The sequence below is a fragment of the Streptomyces xiamenensis genome, assembly GCF_000993785.3.
Lineage (GTDB): Bacteria > Actinomycetota > Actinomycetes > Streptomycetales > Streptomycetaceae > Streptomyces > Streptomyces xiamenensis.
Genome location: NZ_CP009922.3, coordinates 917,177 through 943,627 on the forward strand (window position 1 = coordinate 917,177; position 26,451 = coordinate 943,627).

Genomic DNA, 26,451 nt, shown 5'->3' on the forward strand with positions numbered 1-26,451 from the left:
AGCGGCGCCGGGGCCCTTCCCTGTCCTGTCTTCTGCCCCGTTACGCCCACCACATGGCGGGCAGCGCACGGTCGTTGTAGTCGAACAGCGCCTGGTTCTCCCAGCCGTTGCCCGAGGACGGGTCGGTCTCGTCCCAGCCGTTGCCCGGCACCGCCGTCCACGCCGGTTCCCAGTAGAAGATCCCCAGCCCGCGGCCGCCCGGCACCGAGGCCACCACCTGGCCGATGTCCCGCATCCAGGCGGTCTGCCCCTGCGGGGTGGCCGGGTAGCCGGGGACCAGCTGCGAGGGACTGGCGATGATGTCCTCGTGGTTGTCCTTGCTGCCGAGCCGGAACGGGTACGCCGTCTCCGCCACCAGCACGTCCTTGCCGTAACGGCTCGCCGCGTCGTGCAGGTTGGTGCGGAGCTGGGCCAGTGTCCCGTGCCAGTAGCCGTAGAAGGACAGGGCGATCACATCGAAGGGGACCCCGCGCGAGGTGGCGTTGTCGAACCACCAGCGGGTACCGCCGTTGTCACCGCCCTCCGCCAGGTGCAGGGCGAGCCGGGTGCCGGGTGAGGCGGAACGGGCCCCCTGGGCCCCGGCGTTCAGCAGTCCCGCCAGCTTGTCCCAGTCGGTGGAGCGGCCGTCGGGCCACAGCATGCCGCCGTTGATCTCGTTGCCGATCTGCGCCATGGCGGCGGGGGTGCTCTGCCGGGCGAGGGAGCCGAGGATGTCGGCGGTGTGGTCCCGTACCGCCGTCTCCAGCGCCGTGCCGGTGAGGCTGTTCCAGGCGGCGGGCTTGAACTGCTTGCCGGGGTCGGCCCAGGTGTCGGAGTAGTGGAAGTCCACGAGGAGTCGCATGCCCTGGGCCTGGATCCGGCGGGCCATGGCCAGCAGCTGCCGCTTGCCGTGGTAGCCGTCGGCGGAGTTCACCCAGACCTTGATCCGGGCCCAGTTGGCGCCGGCCTCGCGCAGGATCCGGACGGCGTCGCCCCGGGTGCCGTCCGCGTAGCGGAAGACAGCGCCCTTGTCCTCGCCCTTGGGGAGCGAGGACAGGTCGACGCCCCGGATGTTCAGCGCGGCGGCCTGCGCGCCGGATACGGGGAGGGCGGCGAGCACGGCGGGGGTGGCGAGAGCCGCCGTGCCCAGGCGGAGCACACTGCGTCGGCGCATCGTCAGGGGTCCCTTCCTTGAATGGTGCCTGAACGGTGGGGGATGGCGCTGTTCCTGGTGGCCCGGTGGTGCGTGGATACGGGGTCCCCCGGCGCCGGCGATGCGGTGCCGGGGGACGCCCGGGTCAGTCGTCGAGGTGCAGCACGCGGACGGTGCCCGCCGGTACGGACAGGTCACCCTCCACGCGCCGGCCGCCGAACAGCTCGCGCCCGGCGCCGCCCACCGGCACCTCGGCGTCGGCGGCGGTGTGGTTGATGACGAACACGTAGCGGCCGGCGGCGCCTTCACGGCGCACCACCTCGACATCGCGCGGCAGGTCCTCGCGGGGGGCGATCCGGGCGTCCAGCCCGGCGGCGGCCAGCACGGTGTCCAGACCGTCCGCGTCCAGCCGGGTGGAGAGGTACCAGGCGCTGCCCTCGCCCAGCTCGTGCCGGGTCACGGCGGGGCAGCCGGCGGCCGGGCCGTCCGTGTACGTCCACACCGGCTCGGCTCCGCGCGCCACCACCGTCTCGGCCCACACATCGGCGGTGAGACGGTGGCCGTCGGGGCCTTCCAGGGTGACCCGCTCGTGCCGGCGCAGGGGCTGGAACTCCTCCACGGTCAGCCCCAGGACGTCCCGCAGCGCGCCCGGGTGCGGACCGGGGTGCACGGCGTCGTGCTCGTCGACGATGCCGGAGAAGTGGCCGACGACCAGGGTGCCGCCGCCTTCGACGTAGGCGCGCAGGTTGCGGCCCGCCGCCTGCGTCATCAGGTACAGCGCGGGCACGACCACCAGCGGATAGGCGCTGAGATCGGCCTCGGGGTGCGCGAAGTCGACCGTCAGATGGCGGTCGAAGAGAGCCGCGTACACGGCCTCGGCGCGCTCGCGGGTGTCCAGGTCCTCGCTGGGGCGCCACTCCAGCTTCTGCGCCCACCAGGACTGCCAGTCCCACACGATCGCGGCGTCCGCCACGGTGCGGGTGCCGCGCAGGCCGGACAGCGAGCCGAGGTCGGCGCCCAGCGCCACCACCTCGCGCCAGATCCGGCTGTCGGTGCCGGCGTGCGGCACCATCGCCGAGTGGAACTTCTCGGCGCCGAAGCGGGAGGCCCGCCACTGGAAGAACATGGCGCCCTCGGAGCCGCGCGCGACGTGGGCCATGCTGTTGCGGGCCATCTCACCGGGGCGCTTGCTGATGCCGCGGGTCTGCCAGTTGACGCCGCTGGTGGAGTGTTCGAGCAGCAGCCAGGGCTTGCCGCCGCCGACGGAGCGGGTGAGGTCGGCGGCCATCGAGAGATTGATGTGGTTGCGGTCGTCCTCGGCCACCAGGTAGTGGTCGTTGGTGACGATGTCCACCTCCTGGGCCCACTTCCAGTAGTCGATGGTGTCGCACTGGGTGGGCGAGACCATGAAGTTGGTGGTGACGGGGATGCCCGGTGACAGCTGGTGCAGCAGGTCGCGCTCGCGGCGGAAGTTCTCCAGGGCGCTGTCGCTGGCGAACCGGGCGAAGTCGAGCCGCTGGGCGGGGTTGCAGGTGGTGGGGGTGGCCCGGGGCGGCTGGATCTCCTCCCAGTCGCCGTACGCCTGGCCCCAGAAGGCGGTGCCCCAGGCGGCGTTCAGCGCGTCCAGGGTGGTGTAGCGCTCGGTGAGCCAGCGGCGGAAGTGCGCGGCGGAGGTCTCGCAGTAGCACTCCAGGACGGGGACCCCGTACTCGTTGTGGACGTGCCACATGGCGACGGCGGGGTGGCTGCCGTAGCGCTCGCCCAGGGCGCGGGTGATGCCGGCGGCGGCCTCGTGGTAGGCGGGCGAGCTGTGGCAGATGGCGCCCCGGGAGCCGAACTCCCAGCGCACGCCCGCGCGGCTGACCGGCAGCGCATCGGGGTGCGCGCGGTAGAACCAGGCGGGCGGGACCACGGTGGGGGTGGCCAGGTCGGCCCGGATGCCGGCGTCGTGCAGCAGGGCGAGCAGCCGGTCCAGCCAGCCGAAGTCGTACACGCCCGGGCTCGGCTCCAGCTTGGCCCAGGAGAAGATCCCGACGCTGACCATGGTCACACCGGCCTCGCGCATGAGCGCGATGTCCTCTTCCCAGGTCTCCTCGGGCCACTGCTCGGGGTTGTAGTCACCGCCGTAGGCGAGGCGGTCCAGGCCCTGGGGGGCGGCGTGCGGCATGGAAACTCCTGGGCATCGCTGGGAACGTGCACAGCCTCCGTCGGCTGCATCACACCAACATAACCGCACAGCATCAACCATTGACAAGTGTCTGTTCTGTTTCTCTACTGTGAACGCTCACAGTCCCTGCCAGGGAGGCAACATGAATCACCGCACCGTCGCGGTACTGGCCGCCACCGTCGTCTCGTCCCTCGCCCTCACCGGCTGCGGCGGCTCCTCGGACGACTCCTCCTCGTCCTCCGGCCCCGTCAAGCTCACCTACTGGGCCTGGGCCCCGGGCATGGACGAAGTCGTCAAGCTGTGGAACGACGCCAACCCCGACGTCCAGGTCACGGTGAAGAAGCAGGCCAGCGGCGACGACCTGGTCACCAAGACCATCACCGCAGCCAAGGCGGGCAACGCCCCCGACCTGATGCAGGCCGAGTACCAGGCGCTGCCCACCCTGGTCAGCAACGATGTCCTCGCCGACATATCCGGCCAGGCCGGCGACGCCGAGGACGCCTTCGCCCCGGGACTGTGGCAGCAGGTCACCCTCGGCACCGACGCCGTGTACGCGATCCCCCAGGACTCCGGTCCGCTGATGTTCTACTACCGGGCCGACCTCTTCGAGGAGTACGGGCTGACCGTCCCCACCACCTGGGACGAGTTCGCCGACACCGCCCGCGACCTCAAGGAGCAGCAGCCGGACAAGGCGCTCACCACCTTCTCCGCCAACGACGCGGGCCTGTTCGCCGGGCTCGCCCAGCAGGCCGGCGCCCAGTGGTGGACCACCGAGGGCGATCAGTGGAAGGTCGCCATCGACGACGAGGCCACCGGGAAGGTCGCCGACTTCTGGGGCGGCCTGGTCGCCGAGGGCGCCATCGACAACCAGCCCATGTACACCCCGGCCTGGAACAACGCCCTCAACACCGGCGAGCAGATCGCCTGGGTGAGCGCCGTGTGGGCCCCCGGCACCCTCACCACCGCGGCCCCCGACACGGCCGGCAAGTGGGCCATGGCCCCGCTCCCCCAGTGGAACGCCGGCGAGAACATCACCGGCACCTGGGGCGGCTCCACCACCGCCGTCACCAACGACGCGGGCGACAAGGACGCGGCCGCGCGGTTCGCCACCTGGCTGAACACCGACCCCGAGGCGCTGTCGGCCCTGGTCACCCACGGCGGGATCTACCCGGCCGCCACCGCCGCCCAGACCGGTGAGGCGCTCGCCCAGGCACCCGAGTTCTTCGCCAACCAGCCCGACTTCTACACCGTCGCCGCCGAGGTGGCCGAGGGCACCGCGCCCGCCGCCTGGGGCCCCAACACCAACGTCGCCTACTCCACGTTCAACGACGTGTTCGCCCAGGCCGCCCGCGACCGGAGCGACTTCGGCGCCGCGCTGACCCTCATGCAGCGCGCCACCGTCGACGACCTCGCCGGCCACGGCTTCCAGGTCACGGAGTGAAGAAGCACCGCACGTCGTACGGGGCGCCGCGGCGCGCCCCCTACGCGTTCCTCCTTCCCGCCGGGGTGCTGTTCGCGCTGTTCTTCGCGCTCCCCATCGGCTACGCGATCTACCTGTCGCTGCGCAAGATCGAGGTCAAGGGCCTGGGCCTGGGCAGCGGCGCCCGCTCCGAGGTGTGGGCCGGGTTCTCCAACTACACGGCGGCGCTGAGCGACCCGGTGCTGCTGGACGGTGCCCTGCGGGTGCTGATCTACGGCCTGATCGTGGTCCCGGTGATGCTGGGCCTGGCCCTGGTGTTCGCGCTGATGCTGGACTCCGACCGGGTCCGCGGCCGTGCCTTCACCCGGCTGGCGATCTTCCTGCCGTACGCCATCCCCGGGGTGATCGCGGCGCTGCTGTGGGGCTTCCTCTACCTGCCCTCGGTCAGCCCGCTGCACTACCTGCTGGACTCCTTCGGGCTGCCGCAGCCCGACCTGCTCAGCGGCGGCGCCCTGTACATCGCGCTCGCCAACATCGCGGTGTGGGGCGGCACCGGCTTCAACATGATCGTCATCTACACGGCGCTGCGCGCCATTCCCGCCGAGGTGTACGAGGCGGCCCGGCTCGACGGCTGCTCGCAGTGGCAGATCGCCTGGCGGATCAAGATCCCGATGGTGGCGCCCTCGCTGGTGCTGACCTTCTTCTTCTCGGTCATCGCCACCCTCCAGGTCTACAACGAGCCGACCACGCTGCGGCCGCTCACCAACAGCCTGTCCACCAACTGGAGTCCGCTGATGAAGGTGTACCAGGACGCCTTCGTGGGCGGCGACATCCACTCCGCCTCGGCCACCGCCGTGATCATCGCCGCGGTGACGTTCGCGCTGTCCTTCGGCTTTCTGCGGGTGGCCAACGCCCGTTCCCGGCGGGAGGAGAACCGATGACCGCCCCGACCACCACCCTCCGTGCCCGGCGCCGGGGCGGCTGGCTGCCCACGGCCGCGCTGTTCCTGGGCGCGGCCTACTGCCTGCTCCCCGTGGTGTGGGTGGTGATGGCCGCCACCAAGTCCGGCAGCGAGCTGTTCTCCACGTTCACCTTCTGGCCCGGCACCGGCTTCGCGGAGAACCTCAGCGATCTGTCGGCGTACCGGGACGGCGTCTACTGGACGTGGATGGCCAACTCGGCGCTGTACGCGGGGCTGGGCGCGCTGCTGTCCGCCGCCGTGTCGGCGGTCAGCGGATACGCGCTGGCGCAGTACCGCTTCCGGGGCCGCGAGACCATCTTCAACATCCTGCTGGCCGGTGTGCTGATGCCGCCGGTGATCCTGGCGGTGCCGCAGTATCTGCTGATGGCCGAGGTGTCGCTGACCGACAGTCATCTGTCGGTGCTGCTGCCGGTGATCCTCTCCCCGTACGGCATCTATCTGGCGCGGATCTACGCGGCGGCGGCCGTGCCGCCCGATGTGGTGGAGGCGGGCCGGATGGACGGTGCCGGGGAGTGGCGGATCTTCCGTACCGTGGCGCTGCCGATGATGGCGCCGGGTCTGGTGACGATCTTCCTCTTCCAGTTCGTGGCCATCTGGAACAACTTCCTGCTGCCGTACATCATGCTCAGCGACGACGAGAAGTTCCCGCTGACGCTGGGACTTTTCACGCTCCTCAACCAGGGCGCCAACACCCCGGCGCTGTACACCCTGGTGATCATCGGCGCGCTGCTGGCGGTGCTCCCGCTGATCGCGCTGTTCCTGTTCATCCAGCGGTTCTGGAGCCTTGACCTGCTCTCGGGCGCCGTAAAGTCATGACCATGTCCGTACCAGCGCGGCGCCGGCGGGCGCCGACGATCCACGACGTGGCCCGGGAGGCCGGTGTCTCCCGGGGCACCGTCTCCCGGTTCCTCAACGGCGGCCACAACGTCTCGGCCGTCTCGGCCAAGGCGGTGGAGGAGGCCATCCGCAAGACCGGTTACGTCCTGAACCGGCATGCGCGTTCGCTGATCACCGGCCGGTCAGGGTCGGCGGCGTTCCTGCTGACGGAGCCGCAGGAGAAGTTCTTCGAGGACCCGAACTTCAATGTGCTGCTGCGCGGTTGCACCCAGGCGCTGGCCGCGCACGACATCCCGCTGCTGATGATGATCGCGGGGACCAGGGAGGAACAGCGGCGGCTGCTGCGCTACGTGACCTCCGGGCACGTGGACGGGGTGCTGCTGGTCTCCAGCCACACCGGTGATCCGGTGGCCGAACAGCTGGCCGAGGCAGGGGTTCCGGTGGTGCTGTGCGGCAAACCGATGGGCCCCGGCGGGCGGATGGCGCACGTGGCGGCGGACGACCGGGACGGCGCCCGGGAGATGGTGCGCCACCTGGTGGGTCTTGGCCGGCGCCGGATCGGCACGGTCACCGGCCCGCTGGACACCCCGGGCGGGGTGGAACGGCTGGCGGGCTACCGGGAGGTGCTGGCCGAGTCGGGGCTGCCGGTCGCTCAGGAGCTGATCGCCACCGGGGACTACAGCAGGGAGGGCGGCGAGGCCGCGGCGACCGCGCTGCTGGCGCGCCGACCCGATCTGGACGCCCTGTTCGTCGCCTCGGACCTGATGGCGCAGGGCGCGCTGGCCGCGCTGACGGCGGCGGGCCGGCGGGTGCCGCAGGACGTGGCGGTCGGCGGCTTCGACGACTCCTCGGCGGCGGTGGCCTCACGGCCCGCGCTGACCACGATCCGGCAGCCGTGGGACCGGATCAGCCAGGAGATGGTGCGGCTGCTGCTCGCCCGGATCAGCGGGGAGGACACCTCGGCGGTGATTCTGCCCACCGAGTTGGTGCGCCGTCAGTCCACGTAGTGGGATGACCGCATGGACGAGATGAGAAGGATCGGCATCGCGCTGTTCCCCCGGGTCGAGGAGTTGGACGCGATCGGACCGTGGGAGGTGCTCGCGTACTGGACGCGGAACTTCCCCGGGGACGGCTGGGAGGTGTTCACCTTCTCCGCCGACGGCGCGCCCGTGGAGTGTGCCAAGGGCCTGACGGTCGCGGCCCATCACGCCCGGGACACGATGCCCGCCCTCGACGTTCTCCTGCACCCGGGCGGGCAGGGCACCCGGCCGCAGCTGACGGACGCCGAGCACCTGGCGTGGCTGCGTGCCCAGCGGGACCGGGTTCCGCTGCTGACCAGCGTGTGCACCGGCTCCCTGGTGTACGCGGCGGCCGGCCTGTTGAGGGGGCGCCCCGCCACCACCCACTGGGGTTCGCTGGAGCGGCTCGCGGAACTGGACCCCACCATCGAGGTGCGCCGCGAGGCCCGCTTCGTCGACGACGGCGACCTGATCACCTCGGCCGGGGTCTCGGCGGGCATCGACATGGCGCTGCATCTGGTGGTCCGGCTGGCGGGCGAGGAACGCGCCCGGGCCGTGCGCCGGGGCATCCAGTACGACCCGGAACCGCCCGTGTGAGCCGTGCCGCCACCGCCGACGGGCCGCCCCCGTACCGGCTGCCGGTACGGGGGCGGGCTCGGGATCGGGCTCACGGGCCGGTCGCTAGGCGCCGATGACGCCGCCGTCCGTGCGGCGGATGGCGAGGGTCGCGGAGCGCGGGCGGCCCTCGGGGTCGAAGTCGGGCCAGTTGCTGACCGCCCGGGGGTTGCCGGGGGTCGGCTCGCCCCAGGCGGGAGTGGCCTCGCCGGGGTGCTGGACGTTGACGAACAGGGTGCGCTGGTCGGGGGTGGTGATCACCCCGGTGATCTCGCAGCCGCGCGGCCCGGTGAGGAAGCGCCGGATCTCGCCGGTGTGCGGGTCGGCGGCGAGCATCTGGTTGTTGCCGATGCGGTCGTAACCCTTCTCCGGCAGGTTCTGGGAGGAGTTGGAGACATCGGTGAGGATCCACAGCCGGCCGTCCGGGTCGAACCACAGGCCGTCGGGCGATCCGAAGCGGGTGTCCTCGCTGAGATCGGTGCGCTCGTCGTACGCCGGGTCGCCGGCCAGCAGGAAGATGTCCCAGGTGAACGTGGTGGCGGTGTTGTCACCTCGGGACTCGCGCCAGCGGATGATGTGCCCGTACGGGTTGGGCGTACGGGGGTTGGCGGCGCCGCCCCGGCCGCTGCCGTTGGTGAGCGAGCAGTAGACGTCCTGGTTGGCGGGGTTGACGGCGATCCACTCGGGGCGGTCCATCGGGGTGGCGCCGAGCGCGTCGGCGGCCTCGCGGGTGCGCAGCAGCACATCGGCCTGGTCCGCCCAGCCGCCCGCGCGGGTCAGCGGCCCGGTGCCGTGGGTGAGCGGCAGCCAGCGGCCCTTGCCGTCGTCCTCGAACCGGGCGACGTACAGCGTGCCGTGGTCCAGGGGGCTGCGGCCCCGGGCGCGCTGGTCGCGCCAGGTGCCCTCGCCGACGAACTTGTAGAGGTAGTCGCCGTCCTGGTCGTCCCCGGTGTAGGCGACGATCCGGCCGCGCGCCTCGGTGGTGACGCAGCCCTCGTGCTTGATGCGGCCCAGCGCGGTGCGTTTGACGGGGACCGCGTCGGGGTCCATGGGATCGATCTCCACGACCCAGCCGAACCGGTTGGCCTCGTGGGGGTTGACGGCGATGTCGAAGCGGGGGTCCGCCTCGTGCCAGCGGTAGCCGAAGCCCTCGTGGTCGATGCCGTACCGGGCCTGCTCGGGCGTGGGTTCCCAACCGGCGCGCTCGGTGCCGAAGTAGGCGTTGAAGTTCTCCTCGCAGGCGAGGTAGGTGCCCCAGGGGGTCACGCCGTGCGAGCAGTTGTTGATGGTGCCCCGGGGCGGGCCGTCGGCGCGCAGCGCGGGGTGCCGCGGGCCCACCGGTCCGGAGAAGGTGACGGGGGTGTCGGTGGTGACGCGCCGGGCGCGCGGGGAGTCGGCGACCTGCCAGCCGCGGTCGTCGGTGCGGACGATTTCGACGATGCTGACGCCGTGCGCGGCGAGGGCCTTGGCGACCTTCTCGCGGGTCATCTCGGCGTCGCCGTCCGGGAAGAGGAGTTGCTGGTCGATGTACTCGTGGTTGAGGACGAGCATGCCGCGGCGGCTGCCCTCGGCGCCCTTGCCGAGCGGGAAGAAGTGCATGCCGTCGTGGTTCATGCCGACCTGCTCGGCCTGGTCCGCGGCGGAGTTGGAGGCGTCCTTGCGCCAGGCGGGTCCGCCGGGGCGGATCGGGGTGCCCCAGGGGATGATGACCTGTGCCTCGTACCCGGCGGGGAGGGTGATCCCGTCGGCGTCGGAGGTGGGGACCGGGGTGAAGCCGAGGGTGGGCCGGCGGCCGGTGGGCTCCGCCGGCGCGGGGCCTGGGGTGGCCTGGGCGGTACCGGTACTCCCGGTGAGAAACCCGGCCGCGGCGGCGACGGCACCGGAGGCGAGCACGGACCGCCGGCTGAACCGGGCGGCGGCGACCTCGTGGAAGGGCCGGTTGGCCGAGAGGTTGGAACTCACCTCGTCCGGGTCGAACTCAGGGAAGACCGGGCGACGCTGGACGGACATCCGCTGATCCTTACTTCCGGAAACAGGACATTTCCGAGAGGTTAGGAGCGATCAGGGGTCGCGTGAAGCATCAAAGGTGACAACACGACCAGTTTTCGCCGGACAGCGGATCTGCGACTCGCGGCCGTGTCGCACGGGCCTGCGGGAGACCGGCGGGCCGGGCCGCGGGCACAGCCGCGAGGGCCGGAAGCCATGGCTTCCGGCCCTCGCGGCGCGGTGCGCCGGCGCCGTCGTGCGCGGCCGGGCGGTCAGCCCTCGCGCTTGCCGTTCACCCGGCGGGGCAGGCCCAGCGGGTTGGCGTCCTTCAGTTCCTGCGGGAGCAGGGCCTGGGGGGTGGACTGGTAGGCGACCGGGCGCAGCCAGCGTTCGATGGCCGTGGCGCCCACCGAGGTGGAGGTGGAGGTGGTGGCGGGGTACGGGCCACCGTGGTGCTGCGCGGGGGTGACCGCGACGCCGGTGGGCCAGCCGTTGACCAGGACCCGGCCGGCCAGCGGGGTCAGCTCGGCGACGAGCGCGGCGCCGTCGCCGCTCTCCCCCGCCGCCTCGGCCGTGCTCAGCTGCACCGTGGCGGTGAGGTTGCCGGGCAGCCGGTCGAGCACCTGGCTGACCTGCTGGCTGTCGGTGTAGCGGGCGATCACGGTGACCGGCCCGAAGCACTCCTCGATCAGCAGTTCGTGGGCGCTGCCGTCCTCCGCGAGCCGGGCGGCGGGCACCGTGAGGAAGCCGGGGACGACCGTCTGCTCCTCGCCGCCGCCGGCGGCGGTGCTGGTGGTGACCTCCGCCAGCTCCGTACGGGCGGCGACGCCGTTGATGAAGTTGTCGCGCATCCGGGTGTCCAGCAGGACCCCGGGGGCGGCGGCGGCGAGCTTCTCGCCGAGGGTGGCCACCAGCCGGTCGCCCGCCTCGCCCTGCGGGGCGAGGACGAGTCCGGGCTTCACGCAGAACTGGCCGGTGCCCAGGGTGACCGAGCCGGCCAGGCCCTCGCCGATCTCCTCGGCGCGCTCGGCGGCGGCGGCCTCGGTGATGACGACCGGGTTGAGGCTGCCCAGCTCGCCGTGGAAGGGGATGGGGGTGGGCCGGGCGGCGGCGGCGTCGAACAGCGCGCGTCCGCCGCGTACCGAGCCGGTGAAACCGGCCGCCGAGACCAGCGGGTGCTTGATCAGCTCGATGCCGGCCTCGAAGCCGTGCACCACCGAGACGACGTCCTCCGGCAGCCCCACCTGCGCGGCGGCACGGCGCAGCGCAGCACCGGTCAGGGCGGAGGTGGCGGGGTGGTCGGGGTGGGCCTTGACGACGACGGGGCAGCCTGCGGCGAGCGCGGAGGCGGTGTCGCCGCCGGGCACGGAGAAGGCGAGCGGGAAGTTGGAGGCGGAGTAGACCGCGACCACGCCCAGCGGGATCTTGTAGCGGCGCAGATCGGGCCGGGGCGGGGTGAGGGAGGCATCCGCGTGGTCGATGATGACGCCGAGGTAGGCGCCGTCCTCGACCTCGTCGGCGAAGGCGCGCAGCTGGCCGGTGGTGCGGCCCAGCTCGCCGGTCAGCCGGGGCAGGCCCAGGGCGGTCTCGGCGTCGGCCGCGGCGATGATGGCCTCGCGGTCGGCCTCCAGCGCGTCCGCGGCGGCCCGCAGCAGGGCGATCCGGGTGTCACGGTCGGCGAGCCGCCCCACCGTGGCGTGCGCGGCGCGGACGGCCTGGTCCACGTCGGCGGCCGTGGCCTCGGTGGTGACCTGTTCCCGCCGCTTTCCGGTCCGGGGGTCCACGCTCCACACTGGTTCTGCTGGCACCGGTCGTTCCTCCCGCACTGAACGTTCGATATGCTGAACACCGTCCCTGTATGTGAATAGGGAACGTGCAGTGACTCTATAGCGGTTCGAACAAAGGGGTCAAGGTCGATGGCAGCCGGTGAGACAGGCGCATCCCCGGTCAAATCCGCGGTGCGGACCGTGGAACTGCTGGAGTTCTTCGCGGGGCGTCCCGGTATGCACTCGCTCGCCGACGTGCAGTCGGCGGTCGGCTACCCGAAGTCGAGTCTGTACATGCTGCTGCGCACCCTGGTGGAGCTCGGCTGGGTGGAGACCGACCCGACCGGCACCCGGTACGGCATCGGGGTGCGGGCACTGCTGGTGGGCACCTCGTACATCGACGGCGACGAGGTGGTGGCCGCCGCGCGCACGACGCTGGACCGGCTCTCGGACGAGACCACCGAGACCATCCACCTGGCCCGCCTGGACGGCACCAGCGTGGTCTATCTGGCCACCCGGCAATCGGACCACTATCTGCGCCCGTTCACCCGGGTCGGCCGCCGGCTGCCGGCGCACTCCACCTCGCTGGGCAAGGCGCTGCTGGCCACGTATCCGGACGAGCGGATCCGGGAGCTGCTGCCGCCGGAGCTGGAGGCGCTGACCGAGCACACCGTCACGGACCGCGAGCAGCTGATCGAGGAGCTGGGAACGGTGCGCGAGCGCGGCTACGCGATCGACCGCGAGGAGAACACCGTGGGGCTGACCTGCTACGGGGTGGCCATCCCGTACCGGACCCCGGCGCGCGACGCGATCAGCTGCTCGGTCCCGGTGGCCCGGCTGACCCCCTCCCACGAGCAGCAGATCAAGGAGGCGATGCTGCACGCGCGGGACCGGCTGACGCTGGCCACCCGTCATCTGTGACGCAGTGCCCGACGCGACGCGCGACGCCCCCCGGCCCGTGATGACGGGCCGGGGGGCGTCGTCGTGCCGTTCTCCCGGGCGTCAGCTGACGCCGAGCACCTGCTGCACCGGGTCGATCGCGAAGTAGATCACGAACAGGGCGCCGGTCAGCCACAGCATCCAGTTGATCTCGCGGACCCGGCCGGTCGCGATCTTCATCAGCACGTAGGTGACGAAGCCGGCGCCGATGCCGTTGGTGATCGAGTAGGTGAAGGGCATCACGGCGATGGTGACGAACGCCGGGACGGCCAGGGTGTAGTCGTTCCAGTCGATCCGGGCCACCTGCGTCATCATCAGGAAGCCGACCGCCACCAGCGCGGGCGCCGCCGCCTGGGCCGGGACCACCGCCGCCAGCGGGGCGAACAGCAGCGCCAGCGCGAACAGCGCGCCGGTGACCAGGTTGGCGAAGCCGGTACGGGCGCCCTCACCGACGCCGGCCGCCGACTCGATGTACGAGGTGCCGGAGGAGGCGGAGGCCGCGCCGCCGGCGGCGGCCGCCAGGCCGTCCACGAACAGCAGCCGGCCCAACCGCGGCACCCGGCCCTTCTCGTCCAGCAGCCCGGCCTCGCCGGAGACGGCGACCGCGGTGCCCATGCTGTCGAAGAAGTCGGTCAGGAACAGTGTGAAGGTGATGAGCAGCACGGTGATCCAGGTGATCTCACCGAACGCGCCCAGCAGGCTGAACTGGCCGAGCAGGCCGAAGTCGGGGGTGCCGACGATGTCGTCCGGCAACTGGGGCACGGTCAGGCCCCAGGCCAGGTCGTCGATGTCGGCGATGCTGTTGATGATGATCGCCACGACGGTGGTGACGACGATCGAGATGAGGATGGCGCCCTTGGTCCTGCGGGCCATCAGCGCCAGCGTCAGCAGCAGGCCCAGGCAGAACACCAGCACCGGCCAGCCGGTCAGCTCGCCGGTGGCGCCCAGGGACAGCGGGGTGCCGTCGCCGGGGGCGGTGAAGCCGGCGTTCACGAAACCGATCAGGGCGATGAACATGCCGATGCCGACCCCGATGGCCTGCTTGAGCGCCATCGGGATCGCGTCCATCACCTTCTGCCGCAGCCCGGTGGCCGCCAGGGCACACAGGATGAGCCCTTCGATCACCACCAGGCCCATGGCGTCGGGCCAGCTCATCCGGGGCGCGATCTGGTAGGCGACCATCGCGTTGATGCCGAGCCCGGCGGCCAGCGCCAGCGGCAGGTTCGCGGTGATGCCCATCAGCACGGTCATGATCGCCGCCACCAGCGCGGTGACGGTGACCACCTGCTGGAAGTCCAGCTGGTTGCCGTAGGCGTCCTCGGCGCCGCTGAGGATGATCGGGTTCAGTACCAGGATGTAGGCCATGGCGAAGAACGTGGCGAGCCCGCCGCGCACCTCCCGGCCCAGGGTGGAGCCGCGCGCCGATATCTGGAAGAAGGTGTCGGCACGTTCGATGAGCGCGGGGCGGGGCGGCATGGGCTTCCTCGGTGATGTGGTCCGGGTGGCACGAAGGTGTGCGACCGGGGGATTCTGCCTGCCAAGCCAGCCGGAAAGGTTTACGCGGTGTAACACGATGCCGCACCGTTACGGAATCGCGTTCTCAGGGCACCGCTCAGGGCAGCCGGGCGAGAGCGTGCCGGACCAGGGCCAGATCATCGGCGGTGGCCAGGCCGGCGTGGTAGAGCCGCAGTTCGGTGGCGCCCAGAGAGGCGGCGTGTGCGGCGTCGTCCACCAGCGTACCGGGGCTGCCGCCCATTCCCGCGACGACCTGGAAGTTGGCCGCCAGCACGGTGTCCGCCCGGCGGTGCGCGGCGAACGGCGGCAGCACGGCGGTACGGTCCTGCTCGCCGCCGGTGCACGGCAGCACCACCCCGTCCGCGTGGTCCAGCACCGCCTTCGGACCGACGCCGGCGTTGGCACCCAGGGCACGCGGCGCCGGGTGGGCGTGCAGCAGCACCCGGAAGTGCGGCAGTCCGCGCTCGCGGGCCCGCTCCCGTACGGCGGCCACCGTCTCCCGCTGGAAGGTGTCGGCCGCCGCGTCGCGCCAGCCGGCCACCGCCGCCGCGTCCACCCCGCTCAGCTCGCCCTCGACGGCCCGCCCCTCCCAGGCGGGGGCCAGCAGCTCCCGTACCCGGGCGCGCAGACCCCGCGGGTCGGCGCCGTGCTCCGCGTACCCCCGCTCGCACACGGCGCAGAAGCACAGGGACATCAGCCACCGCCCGTACTCCCCCAGCGGGGCCCCGGCGATCTTGTCGTGCGCGTGCGGGTGCTCCAGGCCGTACCAGCCGCAGGACTCCAGCTCGGTGCCGGTGGTGCCGGGGCGCACCGCGGCCTCGGCGGCCAGCCGGACCGCGTACGCGCGCACCTCGGGGCGCGCGACGCACGGCGCCCAGGGGTAGTGGTCGCCGTGCGCGTTGCGCACCGTGCTGTCGGGGTGCTCGCGGCCGAGCCGGGAGTTGTGGGCGAGGATCACCCACGAGTGGACGTCGAGCCCGGCGGCGGTGAGCGCGCCGGCGGCCTCGCCGTACGGGTCGTCGCCCGGCAGCCAGGTCTGGGCGGCGGGGCGCAGCGCGGATCCCGCCCAGTGCGCGGGGTCGGCCGGGTAGTACACGGCGGAGTGCCGGGCCGTGACGATGCGGTGGCCGGGGTGGCGCGGGGTGAGGGCGCGGGTGGCGTGGTACGCGGCGGCGAGGGTGACCTGCTGGACGCCGAGGCCGGCGATCAGCTCGGGGGCGGCGGGGTCGCCGGTGACGTCCCAGGGGTAGAGGAAGGCGGCGGTGCGCATCGGCATCGGGTCAGCGTCCTAGCAGGGTGAGGCCGCGCTCGATGAGCGCGGCGAGTTCGGTGACGTGGGCGGGGGTGGGCTCGGTGAGCGGGGCGCGCACCGGGCCGACGTCCAGGCCGCGCAGCCGTACTCCGGCCTTGACCAGGGAGACGGCGTAGCCCTTGCCCCGGTCGCGCAGCTCGACCAGGGGCCGGTAGAAGCCGTCCAGGAGCCGGGCGGCGGTGTCCCGGTCGCCGGTGGCGAGCGCGGTGTGGAAGGCGAGGGCGATCTCGGGGGCGAAGCAGAAGACGGCGGAGGAGTAGAGGTCCACGCCCAGGGCGCGGTAGGCGCTCTGGGTGAGTTCGGCGGTGGGCAGTCCGTTGAAGTAGCGGAACTCCTCGCCGGGGGCTTCGGTGCGCACCGCGCTGATGACGCGCTGGAGCAGGTCGAGGTCGCCCAGGCCGTCCTTGAAGCCGGTGATGCCGGGGACGCGGGCGAGTTCGACGACGGTGGCGGGGGTGAAGACGGCGTTGTCGCGCTGGTAGACGATGACGTCCAGGCTGGTGGCGGCGGCGATCCGGGTGTAGTGGTCGAGCAGGCCGTGCTGTTCGGCGCGCACCAGGTAGGGCGGCAGGGCGAGCAGTCCGTCGGCGCCGGCGGCCTCCGCGCTGCGCGCGAAGTCCACGGCGAGGGCGGTGCCGTAGCCGGTGCCGGCGACCACGGGGACGCGTCCGGCGGCCTCCTCGACGGCGGCGGCGACGCAGGTGCGGAACTCCTGGGGGGTCAGGGCGTGGAACTCCCCGGTCCCGCAACAGGCGAAGATGGCTCCGGCGCCCGCCTCGATCCCGGCGCGCAGATGGGCGCGGTAGGTGTCGGTGGCGAGAGCGCCGTCCGGTCCGTAGGCGGTCACGGGGAAGAAGAGCGGACCCGCCAGCCGGGTGGCGAGTGAGGTGGTCGTCATGCGGGCCCCCAGGGACTCGTACAGGATGATGACTATCGTCCATATACCTGAACGACCACGCTAGATGAGTACGGAATCAATGGTCAACAGGTCATTGACAGCACGTTGACGGGCACACGGCGACCACTTAGCGTGTCCCGATATATGAACGATATTTATGGATGGAGACTCGATGAGTGCCGCTGAGCCCACAGGTCGTACCGGATCCACGGTTCTGCTCACCGGAGCCGCCGGCGGCGTGGGCACCCTGATGCGGGAACTGCTCCCCGCTTACGGCTATACGCTGCGGCTGCTCGATGTGGTCCCCGTGCCCGGAGCCCCCGAGGCCATCACCGCCGACCTCGGTGACCGGGACGCACTGCGTGAGGCGGTGCGCGGGACCGACGCCATTCTCCATCTCGCGGGGATCTCCCTGGAGTCCTCCTTCGAGAAGATCCTGCGCGCCAATATCGAGGGCACCTACAACCTCTACGAGGCCGCCCGAGAGGAAGGCGTGCGCCGGGTCGTCTTCGCCTCCAGCAACCACGCGATGGGCTACCACCCGTGGCCCGCCGCCGGCGCGGACACCCCGCTGCTGCCGGCCGACGCCCCGCACCGGCCCGACACCTTCTACGGCCTGTCCAAGTGCTTCGGCGAGGACCTGGCCCAGCTGTACTGGGACAAGCACGGCATGGAGACGGTGTCCGTCCGGATCGGGTCGCTGTTCCCCGAACCCAACTCGGTGCGGATGCTGTCGATGTGGCTGAGCCCGGAGGACGGGGCCCGGCTCTTCCACGCCGCGCTGACGGCACGGGAGGTCGGCCACACCGTCGTCTACGGTTCCTCGGCCAACACCCGCCTGGTGTGGGACCTGGCCACCGCGCGCGGGCTCGGCTACGCACCGCAGGACGACTCCGAGAAGTTCGCGGAGAAGCTGATCGCCGAACAGGGCGAGCTGGACCTGGCCAACCCCGACCAGGCGCACCTGGGCGGGCACTTCGTCACCAGTCCGCCCCAGTGGCCGGTCGGGCACCGGCCGCACCCGACCCCCGAGGCGGACTGAGCGCGGCGGCGCACCCGGCGCGGCCGGGCGGGTCCTGTCCAGGGCCCGCCCGGCGGCCGGCTGCCCCTTCACCCGCCCAGGGCCAGCGCACAGGCCCGCGCGGTACGGGCCAGCCGTTCCGCGTCGGGCCCGGCACCGCCCGGTACCGGGAAACGGCGGCGCACATAGCCGAAAGTGAGGCCGGAACGCGGATCCGCGAAGGCCATCGAGCCACCCGCCCCGTCGTGTCCGAAGGACCCGGCGCCCAGGAACGGCAGCCCGATCATGAAGCCGACGCCGTACGGGCGGTGGATGTCCAGCACCAGGTCCTGGCCCGCCACCTGCGGCAGCGCCCAGCCGCCGTAGGTATCCGGGCGCAGCAGCGGCGGCCGGCGGGTGCCGTCCTCGTCCGCAGTACCGTGCACCGCCGCCGCGTAGAGCCGGGCCAAGCCGCGCGCGCTGCCCACTCCCCCGGCCGACGCCTGGCCACCGGCCCGGAACGACCGGGAGTTGGGCCACTCCCACAGCGGCCCCGCGTCCGGGCGGTGTTCGTTGCCCGCGATGCCGCCGAGGCGGTCGGGCGCGAACGGGTTCTCCGGCAGCGGCTGCGGCGGCAGCACGGTCGCCACCCGCTCCTCGTACTCCTGCGGCAGTCCCAGGAACATCTCGATGCCGTACGGGCGGCGGATCCGCTCCTCGTACACCTGCTGGAGCGTGCGTCCGGTCGCCCGGCGCACCACCTCGCCGAGGAGCGCGCCGATGGTCGCCGTGTGGTAGCCGAAGAGCCCGCTGTCCGGGTTCCAGTACGGGGGGTGCGGGGCCAGCAGTTCGGCCAGCGCGCGGTCGTCCGCCAACTCCGCGAGGCCGAAACCGGCCTCGGTGCCGATCGCGCCCGCCCGGTGGGTCAGCAGCTGCCGCAGGGTGACCCGTTCCTTGCCGGCCGCGGCGAACCGCGGCCAGTAGTGCCGCACTTCGCGATCGAGGTGCAGCACTCCCTCCTGTGCCAGCAGCGCGGCGGTCAGATAGGCGGCGCCCTTGGTGGAGGAGAACACACCGATCAGCGCATCACCCCCGAGGCCGGGACCGCCCCACAGATCGACGACAGGGCGGCCGTGCAGATACGCCGCGACCTGCGCCGAGTGCTCCGGGTCGGCGGCGAGCAGCGCCGCCAGTTCCTCCCGCACCGGCTCGAACCCCCGGGCCGTGCGGCCGTGCGTCTCGCTCAACACTGTGCCTTTTCATCCGTTCCGTTGTCCGAAAGTATGCCCGCGCGACGGTGCCCCGGCGGGCGTGCGCCCGCCGGGGCACCGTCGCGCAACGGCGCGCGGATCAGCCGATGAGCCGGCCGCTGCCCGCGTACAGGCCCACCAGGACCGGCACCGCCGCCGGGTGGTCGACCCGGGTGCGCAGCGCGGGGGTCCAGCCGGCGTCCTCGCCGACCGTGCGCGCGGGTCCGGTGGCGTGGTAGGCGGCGATCAGGTCCACCGGGCGCCCGTTGAACCAGTTGTCGCCCGCGGTCAGCGACTGGCCGTCGTTGAAGGGCCGGATGACCCGGTCGGCGGTGGTCCCCCGGGCGAGCGTGAACGCGTTGTGCTCGGCGACGAGACGGGACTCGAAGCCGACACCCCAGCTGTAGCCGAACCGGCCGCCCTCGTCCTGCCGGTAGTGGTTGTTGTAGACGTCCACCTGGCCGAAGCGGACCCGGGGCGCCCGCTCGTTGACGTTGTGGAAGAGGTTGTGGTGCAGGGTGATCCGCAGCCGGCCCCGGTCGTCGGCGCCCGCGCCGTCACCGTTGCCGATGATCATGGTCTTGTCGTGCTCGCGGAAGACGTTCCAGCTGACCGTCACCAGGTCCGTGCCGCGCACGATGTCCAGCAGCCCGTCGTGCTGCTGGTACAGCCGCCCGAAGTAGTGCGGCAGCCCGCTGTCGGGGTTGCGGCCGTCGGTGAAGGTGTTGTGGTCGATCCACACGTGGCGTGAGCCGCGCAGCTCGATGGCGTCGTACTCGGAGTTCCAGTTGCCGAACTGGCCGTCGGTGGGGTCCCAGGAGGGGAAGCAGTCGGCGGCGTCCTCCAGGGTGAGGTTGCGGATGATGACGTTCTCGGCGTTCTGGACGCTCAGGCTGGCGCCCAGCAGGCGGGCGTCGCGGCCCTCGCCGATGATGGTGGTGTTGGAGCCGACCGACAGCCGTACCCGTTCGCGCTGGGCGAGCTGGGAGGCGTGCCGGGCGTCCTCGAGGGGACCCTCCGGCTCGCTCTCCCAGCCCCACACCTGCGGGTCGTAGGCGGCGAGATAGTCCTCGATGGTGTAGCCGTCGACCGCGTAGTCGGCGCAGCCGAGCACCCGGCCCGCGTCGTCGGTGTTGACGTCGACCGTCCCCCTGATCTTGATGATCTTGGGGGTGGGGTCCTGGTCGTTGAGCGCGGCGACCAGCCCGGCGCGGTCGGTGACCGTGTACGTGTGCGCCCGGTCGGCCTCCGACCCCCCGGTCACCCCGCCCTCTGCCGCACCCCAGCCGTCACCGGCACCCAGGACCGTACGGGAGGGGTCCGGCAGGCAAGCGGGGCCGGCGGCCCGGGCGGTGGCCCCCAGGGGCAGCAGGCCCACGGCCAGCGCGGCGCACCCGGCGAGGGCACCGGCTCTCAGACGGCGTACGGGCATGGCGACTCCTTCGATTCGGCGGTGAACAAAGGGGAATGCGGACAAGCGGGCCCAGCGGGGCGACCGCGAGGGGTGGCGTACGGGCCGGGTCAGCCGGCCCAGGGCGCCCCCAGTTCGGAGTACAGCGCCAGCCGCCGCGCCCCGGCGGCGGTCAGCGCGTCGACACCGTCGATGACGCGGCGCGGCCCCTGCACGGCGGGCTCCGTGCGCCAGGCCGCGTCCGGCAGCACCCGTGGTTCGGGCGCGGTGCGTACCGCCTCCACCAGCCGCATGAAGGCGCCGGTGCGCTCCGGGGGCACCAGCAGCGCGGTGGCCGGGTCGCGCAGATGGGCGATCAGGTTCTCCAGCAGATCGGTCCGGCTGTGGTCGCTGTACTCCGGCTCGTGGCCCTCGCGTTCCAGCAGCACCCGGTCCTGCTTGTACCAGAAGGTGATGCGGCCCCGTTCGCCGTGCACCTCGACGTACGGCTCGCCCGGACGCTCGGCGGCCAGCGTGACGGCGGTGACCACGCGGGTGCCGTCCTGCGTGGTGATCCGGGCGGCGGAGGTGTCGTCCGAGGCGATGTCGTTGACCCGGTACAGCTCCAGCTCGACCGTGTCGACATCCTGCGCGCGGTCGGCCCCGGCGAGGTGGAGGGCGGTGGCCACCGCGTGCGCGAGCGGGTTGGTGAGCACCCCGTCCACCACATCGCGGCCGTCCGGGGTGCGGCGCAGACCGCCCCACGGCGCGCGCTGCCAGTACGCCTCCTCCCGCACCCAGGCACCGGCGGCCCCGTACCCGTTCACGTGCCCGATCGCACCGCCGTCGATCAGCCCCCGCAGGTACGGCAGGGCGTGCGAGCCGAGCGACTGGAAGCCGATCTGGCACCGCACACCGGCCGCCGCGATCCCGTCCGCCATCCGCCGGAACTCGGCCAGCGAGGGGGCCGGCGGCTTCTCCAGCAGGATGTGCGCGCCGGCCCCGGCTGCGGTCAGCGCCAGATCGGCGTGGGTGTGGATGGGCGTGCAGATGATGACGATCCGGGCACCCGTGCGCTCCAGCAGCTCCGCGAGGTCGGCCGACTGGACAGGGGCGCCGAGCCCTTCGCCCAGCTCCTCGGCGGTCAGCGGCTGGAGTTCGCAGATCCCGGCGAGGGTGACGGCGCCGCTCGCCGTCAGCCGGCGCAGATTGCGCAGATGCCAGCGGCCGTGCCCCCGGGCGCCCACGAGCACCACGGGAAGCGGGCTGTTGCTGTTCGTTGTCATGAGTGGCCCTTCAGCCCGCGTACGGCTCGGGCACCTCGCCCGGCTGGGAGAGGAAGGCGAAGTCGCAGCCGGTGTCGGCCTGGGTGATGTGCTGCTCGTACAGCACGCCGTACCCGCGCCCGTACCGCAGCGGCGGCGCCTGCCAGTCGGCGCGGCGGCGCTCCAGCTCCTCGTCGTCCACGTGGAGGTGGAGGCGGCGCCCCTCGGTGTCCAGGGTGATGAGGTCACCGGTGCGCACCAGCGCCAGCGGCCCGCCGACATGCGACTCGGGGGCGATGTGCAGCACACAGGCCCCGTAACTGGTGCCGCTCATCCGGGCGTCGGAGAGCCGCACCATGTCGGTGACGCCCTCCTTGAGCAGGTAGTCGGGGATCGGCAGCATCCCGTACTCGGGCATGCCGGGGCCGCCGAGGGGGCCCGAGCCGCGCAGCACCAGGACGCTGTCGGCGGTGATGCCGAGCTCCGGGTCGTCGATGTTCTTCTGCATGGTCTTGTAGTCGTCGAAGACCACGGCCGGGCCGGTGTGCTGGAGCAGGTGCGGCTCGGCGGCGATGTGCTTGATGACGGCGCCGTCGGGGGCGAGGTTGCCGCGCAGCACGGCGACGCCGCCCTCGGGGGCGAGCGGGTTGTCCAGGGTGCGGATGACGTCGTCGTCGTGGACGAGGGCGCCGGCCAGCTGCTCGCGCAGGCTGGGGTGGCTGATGGTGGGCCGGTCCAGGTGGAGGTGCGTCTCGCCCAGGCGCGCGAGCAGTCCCGGAAGGCCGCCCGCGTAGTGGAAGTCCTCCATGAGGTGGGCGCCGCCGGGCCGCAGGTTGGCCAGCACCGGGACGGTGCGGGCGATGCGGTCGAAGTCGTCCAGGGTCAGGTCCACGCCCGAGCGGCCGGCCATCGCGATGAGGTGGATCTCGGCGTTGGTGGAACCGCCCAGCGAGAGCACCGTGGTGACGGCGTCCTCGTACGCCTCGCGGGTGAGGAACTTCGAGAGCTTCTCACCGCGCTTGACCAGCTCCACGGCGCGCAGCCCCGCGGCGGCGGCCATCCGGCTGTGGCCGGAGTCCACGGCCGGGATGGAGGCGGCGCCGGGGACGGTGACGCCCAGGACCTCGGCGGCGGAGGTCATGGTGGAGGCGGTGCCCATGGTCATGCAGTGGCCCGGCGAACGCGCCAGTCCGCACTCCAGTTCGGCCAGCTCGCAGTCGCCGATCTTCCCGGCCCGCTTCTGGTCCCAGTACTTCCACATGTCGGTGCCCGAGCCGAGCGTCTCGCCGCGCCAGTGGCCGCGCAGCATCGGCCCGGCCGGCACGAAGACGGTGGGCAGGTCGACGCTGGCCGCGCCCATCAGCAGCGCCGGGGTCGTCTTGTCGCAGCCGCCCATCAGCACCGCGCCGTCCACCGGGTAGCTGCGCAGCAGTTCCTCGGTCTCCAGGGCGAGCAGGTTGCGGTACAGCATGGGGGTGGGCTTCTGGTACGTCTCGGAGAGCGTCGAGACGGGGAACTCCAGCGGGAAGCCGCCGGCCTGCCACACCCCGCGCTTGACGGCCTCGGCCCGTTCGCGCAGATGCTGGTGGCAGGGGTTGATGTCCGACCAGGTGTTGAGGATGGCGATCACGGGCTTGCCCATGTGCTCCTCGGGCAGATAGCCCAGCTGCCGGGTACGGGCCCGGTGCGAGAACGAGCGCAGCCCGTCGGTGCCGTACCACTGGTGGCTGCGCAGGGTGGCCGGGTCGAAGTCCTCGGCGGGGTTCGCGGTCTCCTCGCTCATCGCACGTCCCACCCTTCGACGATGGCGGCCACGGCCGCGCGGCCCTCGGCGGACAGCGGGGCGCTGGGCGGCCTGATGTCGCGGCGGGCCAGGCCCAGCACGGCCAGCGCCTCCTTGACCACGGACACGTTGTTGGCCGACTGCTGGGCGGCGCGCAGCTCCTCGAAACCGCGGATCCGCTCCCAGACCTTCATGGCGGCGGGGTAGTCGCCGGCGCGCAGCGCGGTCAGCATGTCGAGGGAGACGGACGGCGCGACGGTCACCAGGCCCGAGGTGAAGCCGGTGGCGCCGGTGGCGAAGTAGCCGGGCGCGTACAGCTCGGCGAGGCCGGCCACCCACACGAACCGGTCCAGGCCCGCCTCGCGGGCGAAGGTGGCGAACCGTACGGCGTCCGGCACGGCGTACTTCACGCCGATGACGTTGGGGCTCAGCTCACCGAGCCGGGCCAGCGCCGACCCCTCCAGGAGGGGGTTGCGCACGTAGGGGACCACGCCGAGACCGGGCACGGCCTCGGCGATGACGCGGTGGTACTCCACCCAGCCCTCGGCCGAGACGTACGGGTTCACGGGCTGGTGCACCATGACGAGGTGCGCGCCGGCGTCGGCCGCGGCGCGGGCGTCGGCGACGGCGGTGGCCGGATCCAGGCCGATCCCGACGACGATCTGCGCCTCGTCGCCCGCCTCGGCGACGGTCAGTTCGACCTCCAGGCGGCGCTCGGCGGGGGTGAGGGAGTAGAACTCACTGGTGTTGCCGTTCGGCGTGAGGGTCCGGATGCCGCCGTCGAGGAGCCTGCGCAGCAGCGCGCGGTAGGTGTCCTGGTCGAGCGCGCCCTCGGCGTCGAACGGGGTGACCGGGATGGCCACCACATCGGCGAGGGCGGCGCGCTGGGCCGCGAAGTCGGTCATGGTGTCTTCTCACTGCCTTCCTTGGGGAGCGCGTCCTCGGGGAACGCCCGGGACACGAACCCCGCTATGTGCGCGTGCAACAGCCGGGCGGCGCCGTCGGCGTCGCCCTCCTCGGCGCGGGCCAGGATCGCCCGGTGCTCGTCCGCCTCGCCGTCCCAGCTGGGGGTGATCTGCCAGGCGACGGAGGAGACGAGGGCGGCCTGATCGCGCAGGTCGTCAAGGGTCTTCACCAGCAGCGGGTTGCCGCAGGGGGCGTACAGGGCGCGGTGGAAGTCGCGGTTGGCCTCGGCGCGGTCGGCGGCGTCGGTGGCGGCCAGCGCGCGGGCCAGGGCCTCCCGGGCCGGGGCAAGCTCGCGGCCGGCGGCGACGGTGCGGCGCAGCGCCTCGGGCTCCAGCAGCTGCCGGATGTCGTACACGGCGCGGGCCATGCCGGCGTCCACGGTGCGTACGGCGGCGCCCCTGTACTCGTTCATCTCGACCAGCCCACGGCCCGCGAGGGTCTTCAGCGCCTCGCGGACCGGGGTCTTGGACACCCCGAAGCCGGCGGCCAGTTCGGTCTCCACCAGGGGCGACCCGGGCGCCAGCGCTCCGCTGAGGATGGCGTGGGTCAGATGCTCCAGGACGTAGCTGGTCCGGGAGGGGATGGGGACGGGAACCGGGAGTGTGCCGGGACGCGGGGGGCTCATGGCGTGGGCTGGCTCGTCTCGTATATGAGATATGGCGTATGACGTATGAGATGCACAGCGCACGCTAGAGGGAGGCGCGGGGGACGTCAACGGTTGGGACAGAACTGGGGGAAAGGGCTTTCTACGAGCCACCGGCCGGCCCGCCGCGCACATCCGCGCGAACGGGCCGGCCGGTGCCCCGCCGCTGCGATCAACTACAGGTGTTGCGACTGGAGTTGTTCAGGGTGAGGTTGCGGAACTGGATGTTCACGCCGCACGGGTTCTCATTGACCGCCGAGTTGGTCACCGTGAGGTTCTGGAGGGTGACGTCCCGGGTGTTGGCGAACTCCGTACGGGCGGCGATCCGGATGTCCCCGGGGCCGCTGACCGTGCCGCCGACGGCTGCGAGGGTCACGTTGTAGCAGTTCTCGATGAGGATGGCGTTGCTGCCGGTCTGCGCGATGTCGATGCGGTCGATCACGGCGCCGCCGCTCTCCGACACGCAGAAGATCCCGCGCCCGCCGCCACGGGCGATGACCTCGCCCACCCGGATGTTGGTGGGGTAGCCGTCCCCGACCCGGCCGTTGCGGTTGGCCATCCGGAACGCCGCGTAGCCGGTCCCCGTCCCGGTGCCCTGGCCGTCGACCCGCTGCACGGTGGCGTTGATGGTGTCGTTCAGCAGGAGCCCCGAGTAGGCCGTGTTCCTGGCGGTGACGGTCCCGATGGTCAGCCCGTCGACCCCGTACGTCTCCACCCCGTGGTTGTTGGTACCGGACACGTAGACGTTGTCGATGCGGACATTGCGGGTACGGACGTCGCGGTTGCTGTGGTTGTCGATCCGGACGCCGAGCCCGCCGGAGAGCCGCAGATCGAGCTGGCCGCGGGTGATGTTCGTCCCGTTGCGCACGAACACCCCGAAGTAGGGGGCGCCGGTGACGTTGAGGTACGGCACCTCGATGTCGGTCACGTTGCGCCCGCGCACCACGGCGTGGTCACCGCCCGGGGTGCCCGTGACGTTGATCGTGCCGCAGACCTCCAGGATGGTGTAACTGGGCAGATCCAGCGACTGGTTGGCGGGCATGTTCCCGGACCCGCGCACCACGACGCGCTGCTTGCTGGTGCGCCCCGGGGTCAGGCTGTTCACCGCGGCCCGCATGGCGGCGAGCATGTCGGTGCCGGAGTACCCGGGCGCGGTCCAGGTGGTGCCGTTCTGCACGGCCTGGGCGTGTGCCCCGGAGTCGCCGCAGGCCAGGGCGCCGACATCACCGGCGGTGACTCGGTCGGCGGCGGTGGTGCGGGCGTCGGCCGCATCGGCGGCGGAGGCACCGCCGGCCCCGGTGAGGGTGGCGGCGGCCGTGACCATGGCGAGGAAGCCGGCGACGACCAGGGAGGACCTCCGCCTGCGGAAGGGCGTCACGGCTCTGATCTTGCGCGTTCCCATGCGTTCTCTCCTACGGTGGGGGGAGTGTGCTGAATCGATTCACGAGAAGCGCGGAACTGTCCCGTACCCGGTACTCGCGAACCGGAGGAGCGTGCGGTGACCACTGGCCGGGCGAAAGCGCTTACGGCTGGCGCGCGCAAGGGGACCCGGCCCATCCGGGATCC

The 26,451-nt window shown here is 72.3% G+C and carries 21 protein-coding genes; 7 read left to right on the forward strand and 14 right to left on the reverse strand.

Annotated features, from left to right (window positions below):
* Positions 1–40: 40 nt before the first annotated feature.
* Positions 41–1,153, reverse strand: a complete 1,113-nt coding sequence (locus SXIM_RS04135; RefSeq protein WP_168222746.1) for a glycoside hydrolase family 53 protein — start codon at positions 1,151–1,153, stop codon at positions 41–43.
* Between the two features lie 124 nt (positions 1,154–1,277).
* The gene (locus SXIM_RS04140; protein ID WP_046722972.1) at positions 1,278–3,299 is read right to left on the reverse strand and encodes a beta-galactosidase; all 2,022 of its coding nucleotides are present in this window, start codon (positions 3,297–3,299) and stop codon (positions 1,278–1,280) included.
* A 142-nt stretch (positions 3,300–3,441) separates the two neighbouring features.
* Here SXIM_RS04140 and SXIM_RS04145 point away from each other — a divergent pair, with 142 nt between their 5' ends.
* From SXIM_RS04145 to SXIM_RS04165, 5 genes are read left to right on the forward strand one after another with little or no spacing between them, the layout of a single operon-like run.
* Positions 3,442–4,740 (forward strand): ABC transporter substrate-binding protein, encoded by a 1,299-nt coding sequence (locus tag SXIM_RS04145; RefSeq protein ID WP_030733873.1) that lies wholly within the window; start codon positions 3,442–3,444, stop codon positions 4,738–4,740.
* On the forward strand, positions 4,737–5,660 hold the full coding sequence (locus SXIM_RS04150) for a carbohydrate ABC transporter permease (protein WP_030733875.1): 924 nt from the start codon (positions 4,737–4,739) through the stop codon (positions 5,658–5,660). The genes SXIM_RS04145 and SXIM_RS04150 overlap by 4 nt, the downstream gene beginning before the upstream one ends.
* The gene (locus tag SXIM_RS04155; protein WP_030733877.1) at positions 5,657–6,517 is read left to right on the forward strand and encodes a carbohydrate ABC transporter permease; all 861 of its coding nucleotides are present in this window, start codon (positions 5,657–5,659) and stop codon (positions 6,515–6,517) included. Before SXIM_RS04150 ends, SXIM_RS04155 begins: the two co-directional genes overlap by 4 nt.
* Positions 6,514–7,545: a LacI family DNA-binding transcriptional regulator gene (locus tag SXIM_RS04160; RefSeq protein WP_046722974.1), complete on the forward strand. Its 1,032-nt coding sequence runs from the start codon at positions 6,514–6,516 to the stop codon at positions 7,543–7,545. The genes SXIM_RS04155 and SXIM_RS04160 overlap by 4 nt, the downstream gene beginning before the upstream one ends.
* A 12-nt stretch (positions 7,546–7,557) precedes the next feature.
* Complete coding sequence (locus tag SXIM_RS04165) at positions 7,558–8,154, forward strand: DJ-1/PfpI family protein (protein WP_218941155.1); 597 nt, start codon at positions 7,558–7,560, stop codon at positions 8,152–8,154.
* An 84-nt stretch (positions 8,155–8,238) separates the two neighbouring features.
* On the opposite strand, the gene SXIM_RS04170 is transcribed toward SXIM_RS04165, so the two are convergent.
* Positions 8,239–10,182: a PhoX family protein gene (locus SXIM_RS04170; RefSeq protein ID WP_046722975.1), complete on the reverse strand. Its 1,944-nt coding sequence runs from the start codon at positions 10,180–10,182 to the stop codon at positions 8,239–8,241.
* A gap of 248 nt (positions 10,183–10,430) precedes the next feature.
* On the reverse strand, positions 10,431–11,951 hold the full coding sequence (locus tag SXIM_RS04175; RefSeq protein WP_030733884.1) for an aldehyde dehydrogenase (NADP(+)): 1,521 nt from the start codon (positions 11,949–11,951) through the stop codon (positions 10,431–10,433).
* A gap of 123 nt (positions 11,952–12,074) precedes the next feature.
* Here SXIM_RS04175 and SXIM_RS04180 point away from each other — a divergent pair, with 123 nt between their 5' ends.
* On the forward strand, positions 12,075–12,845 hold the full coding sequence (locus SXIM_RS04180; protein ID WP_030733885.1) for an IclR family transcriptional regulator: 771 nt from the start codon (positions 12,075–12,077) through the stop codon (positions 12,843–12,845).
* A gap of 81 nt (positions 12,846–12,926) precedes the next feature.
* Here SXIM_RS04180 and SXIM_RS04185 read toward each other — a convergent pair whose 3' ends face one another.
* The 3 genes from SXIM_RS04185 to SXIM_RS04195 form a co-directional block, all read right to left on the reverse strand.
* Positions 12,927–14,339, reverse strand: a complete 1,413-nt coding sequence (locus SXIM_RS04185; protein ID WP_030733887.1) for an NCS2 family permease — start codon at positions 14,337–14,339, stop codon at positions 12,927–12,929.
* Between the two features lie 136 nt (positions 14,340–14,475).
* Positions 14,476–15,648, reverse strand: a complete 1,173-nt coding sequence (locus tag SXIM_RS04190; protein ID WP_046722976.1) for a hypothetical protein — start codon at positions 15,646–15,648, stop codon at positions 14,476–14,478.
* 10 nt (positions 15,649–15,658) lie between these two features.
* The gene (locus tag SXIM_RS04195; protein ID WP_030733891.1) at positions 15,659–16,588 is read right to left on the reverse strand and encodes a 5-dehydro-4-deoxyglucarate dehydratase; all 930 of its coding nucleotides are present in this window, start codon (positions 16,586–16,588) and stop codon (positions 15,659–15,661) included.
* 172 nt (positions 16,589–16,760) lie between these two features.
* Between SXIM_RS04195 and SXIM_RS04200 the strand changes: the two genes are divergently transcribed.
* Positions 16,761–17,630, forward strand: coding sequence for an NAD-dependent epimerase/dehydratase family protein (locus SXIM_RS04200; protein ID WP_046722977.1), 870 nt, complete (start codon positions 16,761–16,763; stop codon positions 17,628–17,630).
* A gap of 68 nt (positions 17,631–17,698) precedes the next feature.
* Here SXIM_RS04200 and SXIM_RS04205 read toward each other — a convergent pair whose 3' ends face one another.
* The 7 genes from SXIM_RS04205 to SXIM_RS04235 form a co-directional block, all read right to left on the reverse strand.
* Positions 17,699–18,838, reverse strand: a complete 1,140-nt coding sequence (locus SXIM_RS04205) for a serine hydrolase domain-containing protein (protein ID WP_107073896.1) — start codon at positions 18,836–18,838, stop codon at positions 17,699–17,701.
* Positions 18,839–18,938: 100 nt separating this feature from the next.
* The gene (locus SXIM_RS04210) at positions 18,939–20,270 is read right to left on the reverse strand and encodes a pectate lyase family protein (RefSeq protein ID WP_046722978.1); all 1,332 of its coding nucleotides are present in this window, start codon (positions 20,268–20,270) and stop codon (positions 18,939–18,941) included.
* Positions 20,271–20,359: 89 nt separating this feature from the next.
* Complete coding sequence (locus SXIM_RS04215; protein WP_046722979.1) at positions 20,360–21,514, reverse strand: Gfo/Idh/MocA family protein; 1,155 nt, start codon at positions 21,512–21,514, stop codon at positions 20,360–20,362.
* Between the two features lie 10 nt (positions 21,515–21,524).
* The gene (araD, locus tag SXIM_RS04220) at positions 21,525–23,276 is read right to left on the reverse strand and encodes an L-arabinonate dehydratase (RefSeq protein ID WP_046722981.1); all 1,752 of its coding nucleotides are present in this window, start codon (positions 23,274–23,276) and stop codon (positions 21,525–21,527) included.
* Positions 23,273–24,181, reverse strand: a complete 909-nt coding sequence (locus SXIM_RS04225) for a dihydrodipicolinate synthase family protein (protein ID WP_030733904.1) — start codon at positions 24,179–24,181, stop codon at positions 23,273–23,275. The genes araD and SXIM_RS04225 overlap by 4 nt, the downstream gene beginning before the upstream one ends.
* Positions 24,178–24,867, reverse strand: coding sequence for a GntR family transcriptional regulator (locus tag SXIM_RS04230; protein WP_046722983.1), 690 nt, complete (start codon positions 24,865–24,867; stop codon positions 24,178–24,180). The genes SXIM_RS04225 and SXIM_RS04230 overlap by 4 nt, the downstream gene beginning before the upstream one ends.
* 190 nt (positions 24,868–25,057) lie before the next feature.
* Complete coding sequence (locus tag SXIM_RS04235) at positions 25,058–26,287, reverse strand: hypothetical protein (protein WP_053116080.1); 1,230 nt, start codon at positions 26,285–26,287, stop codon at positions 25,058–25,060.
* Positions 26,288–26,451: the final 164 nt, after the last annotated feature.

Coding starts and splice junctions, on each gene's coding strand:
- SXIM_RS04135 (WP_168222746.1), bottom strand. CDS start 1,153: ATGCGCCGACGCAGTGTGCTCCGCCTGGGCACGGCGGCTCTCGCCACC.
- SXIM_RS04140 (WP_046722972.1), bottom strand. CDS start 3,299: ATGCCGCACGCCGCCCCCCAGGGCCTGGACCGCCTCGCCTACGGCGGT.
- SXIM_RS04145 (WP_030733873.1), top strand. CDS start 3,442: ATGAATCACCGCACCGTCGCGGTACTGGCCGCCACCGTCGTCTCGTCC.
- SXIM_RS04155 (WP_030733877.1), top strand. CDS start 5,657: ATGACCGCCCCGACCACCACCCTCCGTGCCCGGCGCCGGGGCGGCTGG.
- SXIM_RS04160 (WP_046722974.1), top strand. CDS start 6,514: ATGACCATGTCCGTACCAGCGCGGCGCCGGCGGGCGCCGACGATCCAC.
- SXIM_RS04165 (WP_218941155.1), top strand. CDS start 7,558: ATGGACGAGATGAGAAGGATCGGCATCGCGCTGTTCCCCCGGGTCGAG.
- SXIM_RS04170 (WP_046722975.1), bottom strand. CDS start 10,182: ATGTCCGTCCAGCGTCGCCCGGTCTTCCCTGAGTTCGACCCGGACGAG.
- SXIM_RS04180 (WP_030733885.1), top strand. CDS start 12,075: ATGGCAGCCGGTGAGACAGGCGCATCCCCGGTCAAATCCGCGGTGCGG.
- SXIM_RS04185 (WP_030733887.1), bottom strand. CDS start 14,339: ATGCCGCCCCGCCCCGCGCTCATCGAACGTGCCGACACCTTCTTCCAG.
- SXIM_RS04190 (WP_046722976.1), bottom strand. CDS start 15,648: ATGCGCACCGCCGCCTTCCTCTACCCCTGGGACGTCACCGGCGACCCC.
- SXIM_RS04195 (WP_030733891.1), bottom strand. CDS start 16,588: ATGACGACCACCTCACTCGCCACCCGGCTGGCGGGTCCGCTCTTCTTC.
- SXIM_RS04200 (WP_046722977.1), top strand. CDS start 16,761: ATGAGTGCCGCTGAGCCCACAGGTCGTACCGGATCCACGGTTCTGCTC.
- SXIM_RS04210 (WP_046722978.1), bottom strand. CDS start 20,270: ATGCCCGTACGCCGTCTGAGAGCCGGTGCCCTCGCCGGGTGCGCCGCG.
- SXIM_RS04215 (WP_046722979.1), bottom strand. CDS start 21,514: ATGACAACGAACAGCAACAGCCCGCTTCCCGTGGTGCTCGTGGGCGCC.
- araD (WP_046722981.1), bottom strand. CDS start 23,276: ATGAGCGAGGAGACCGCGAACCCCGCCGAGGACTTCGACCCGGCCACC.
- SXIM_RS04225 (WP_030733904.1), bottom strand. CDS start 24,181: ATGACCGACTTCGCGGCCCAGCGCGCCGCCCTCGCCGATGTGGTGGCC.
- SXIM_RS04230 (WP_046722983.1), bottom strand. CDS start 24,867: ATGAGCCCCCCGCGTCCCGGCACACTCCCGGTTCCCGTCCCCATCCCC.
- SXIM_RS04235 (WP_053116080.1), bottom strand. CDS start 26,287: ATGGGAACGCGCAAGATCAGAGCCGTGACGCCCTTCCGCAGGCGGAGG.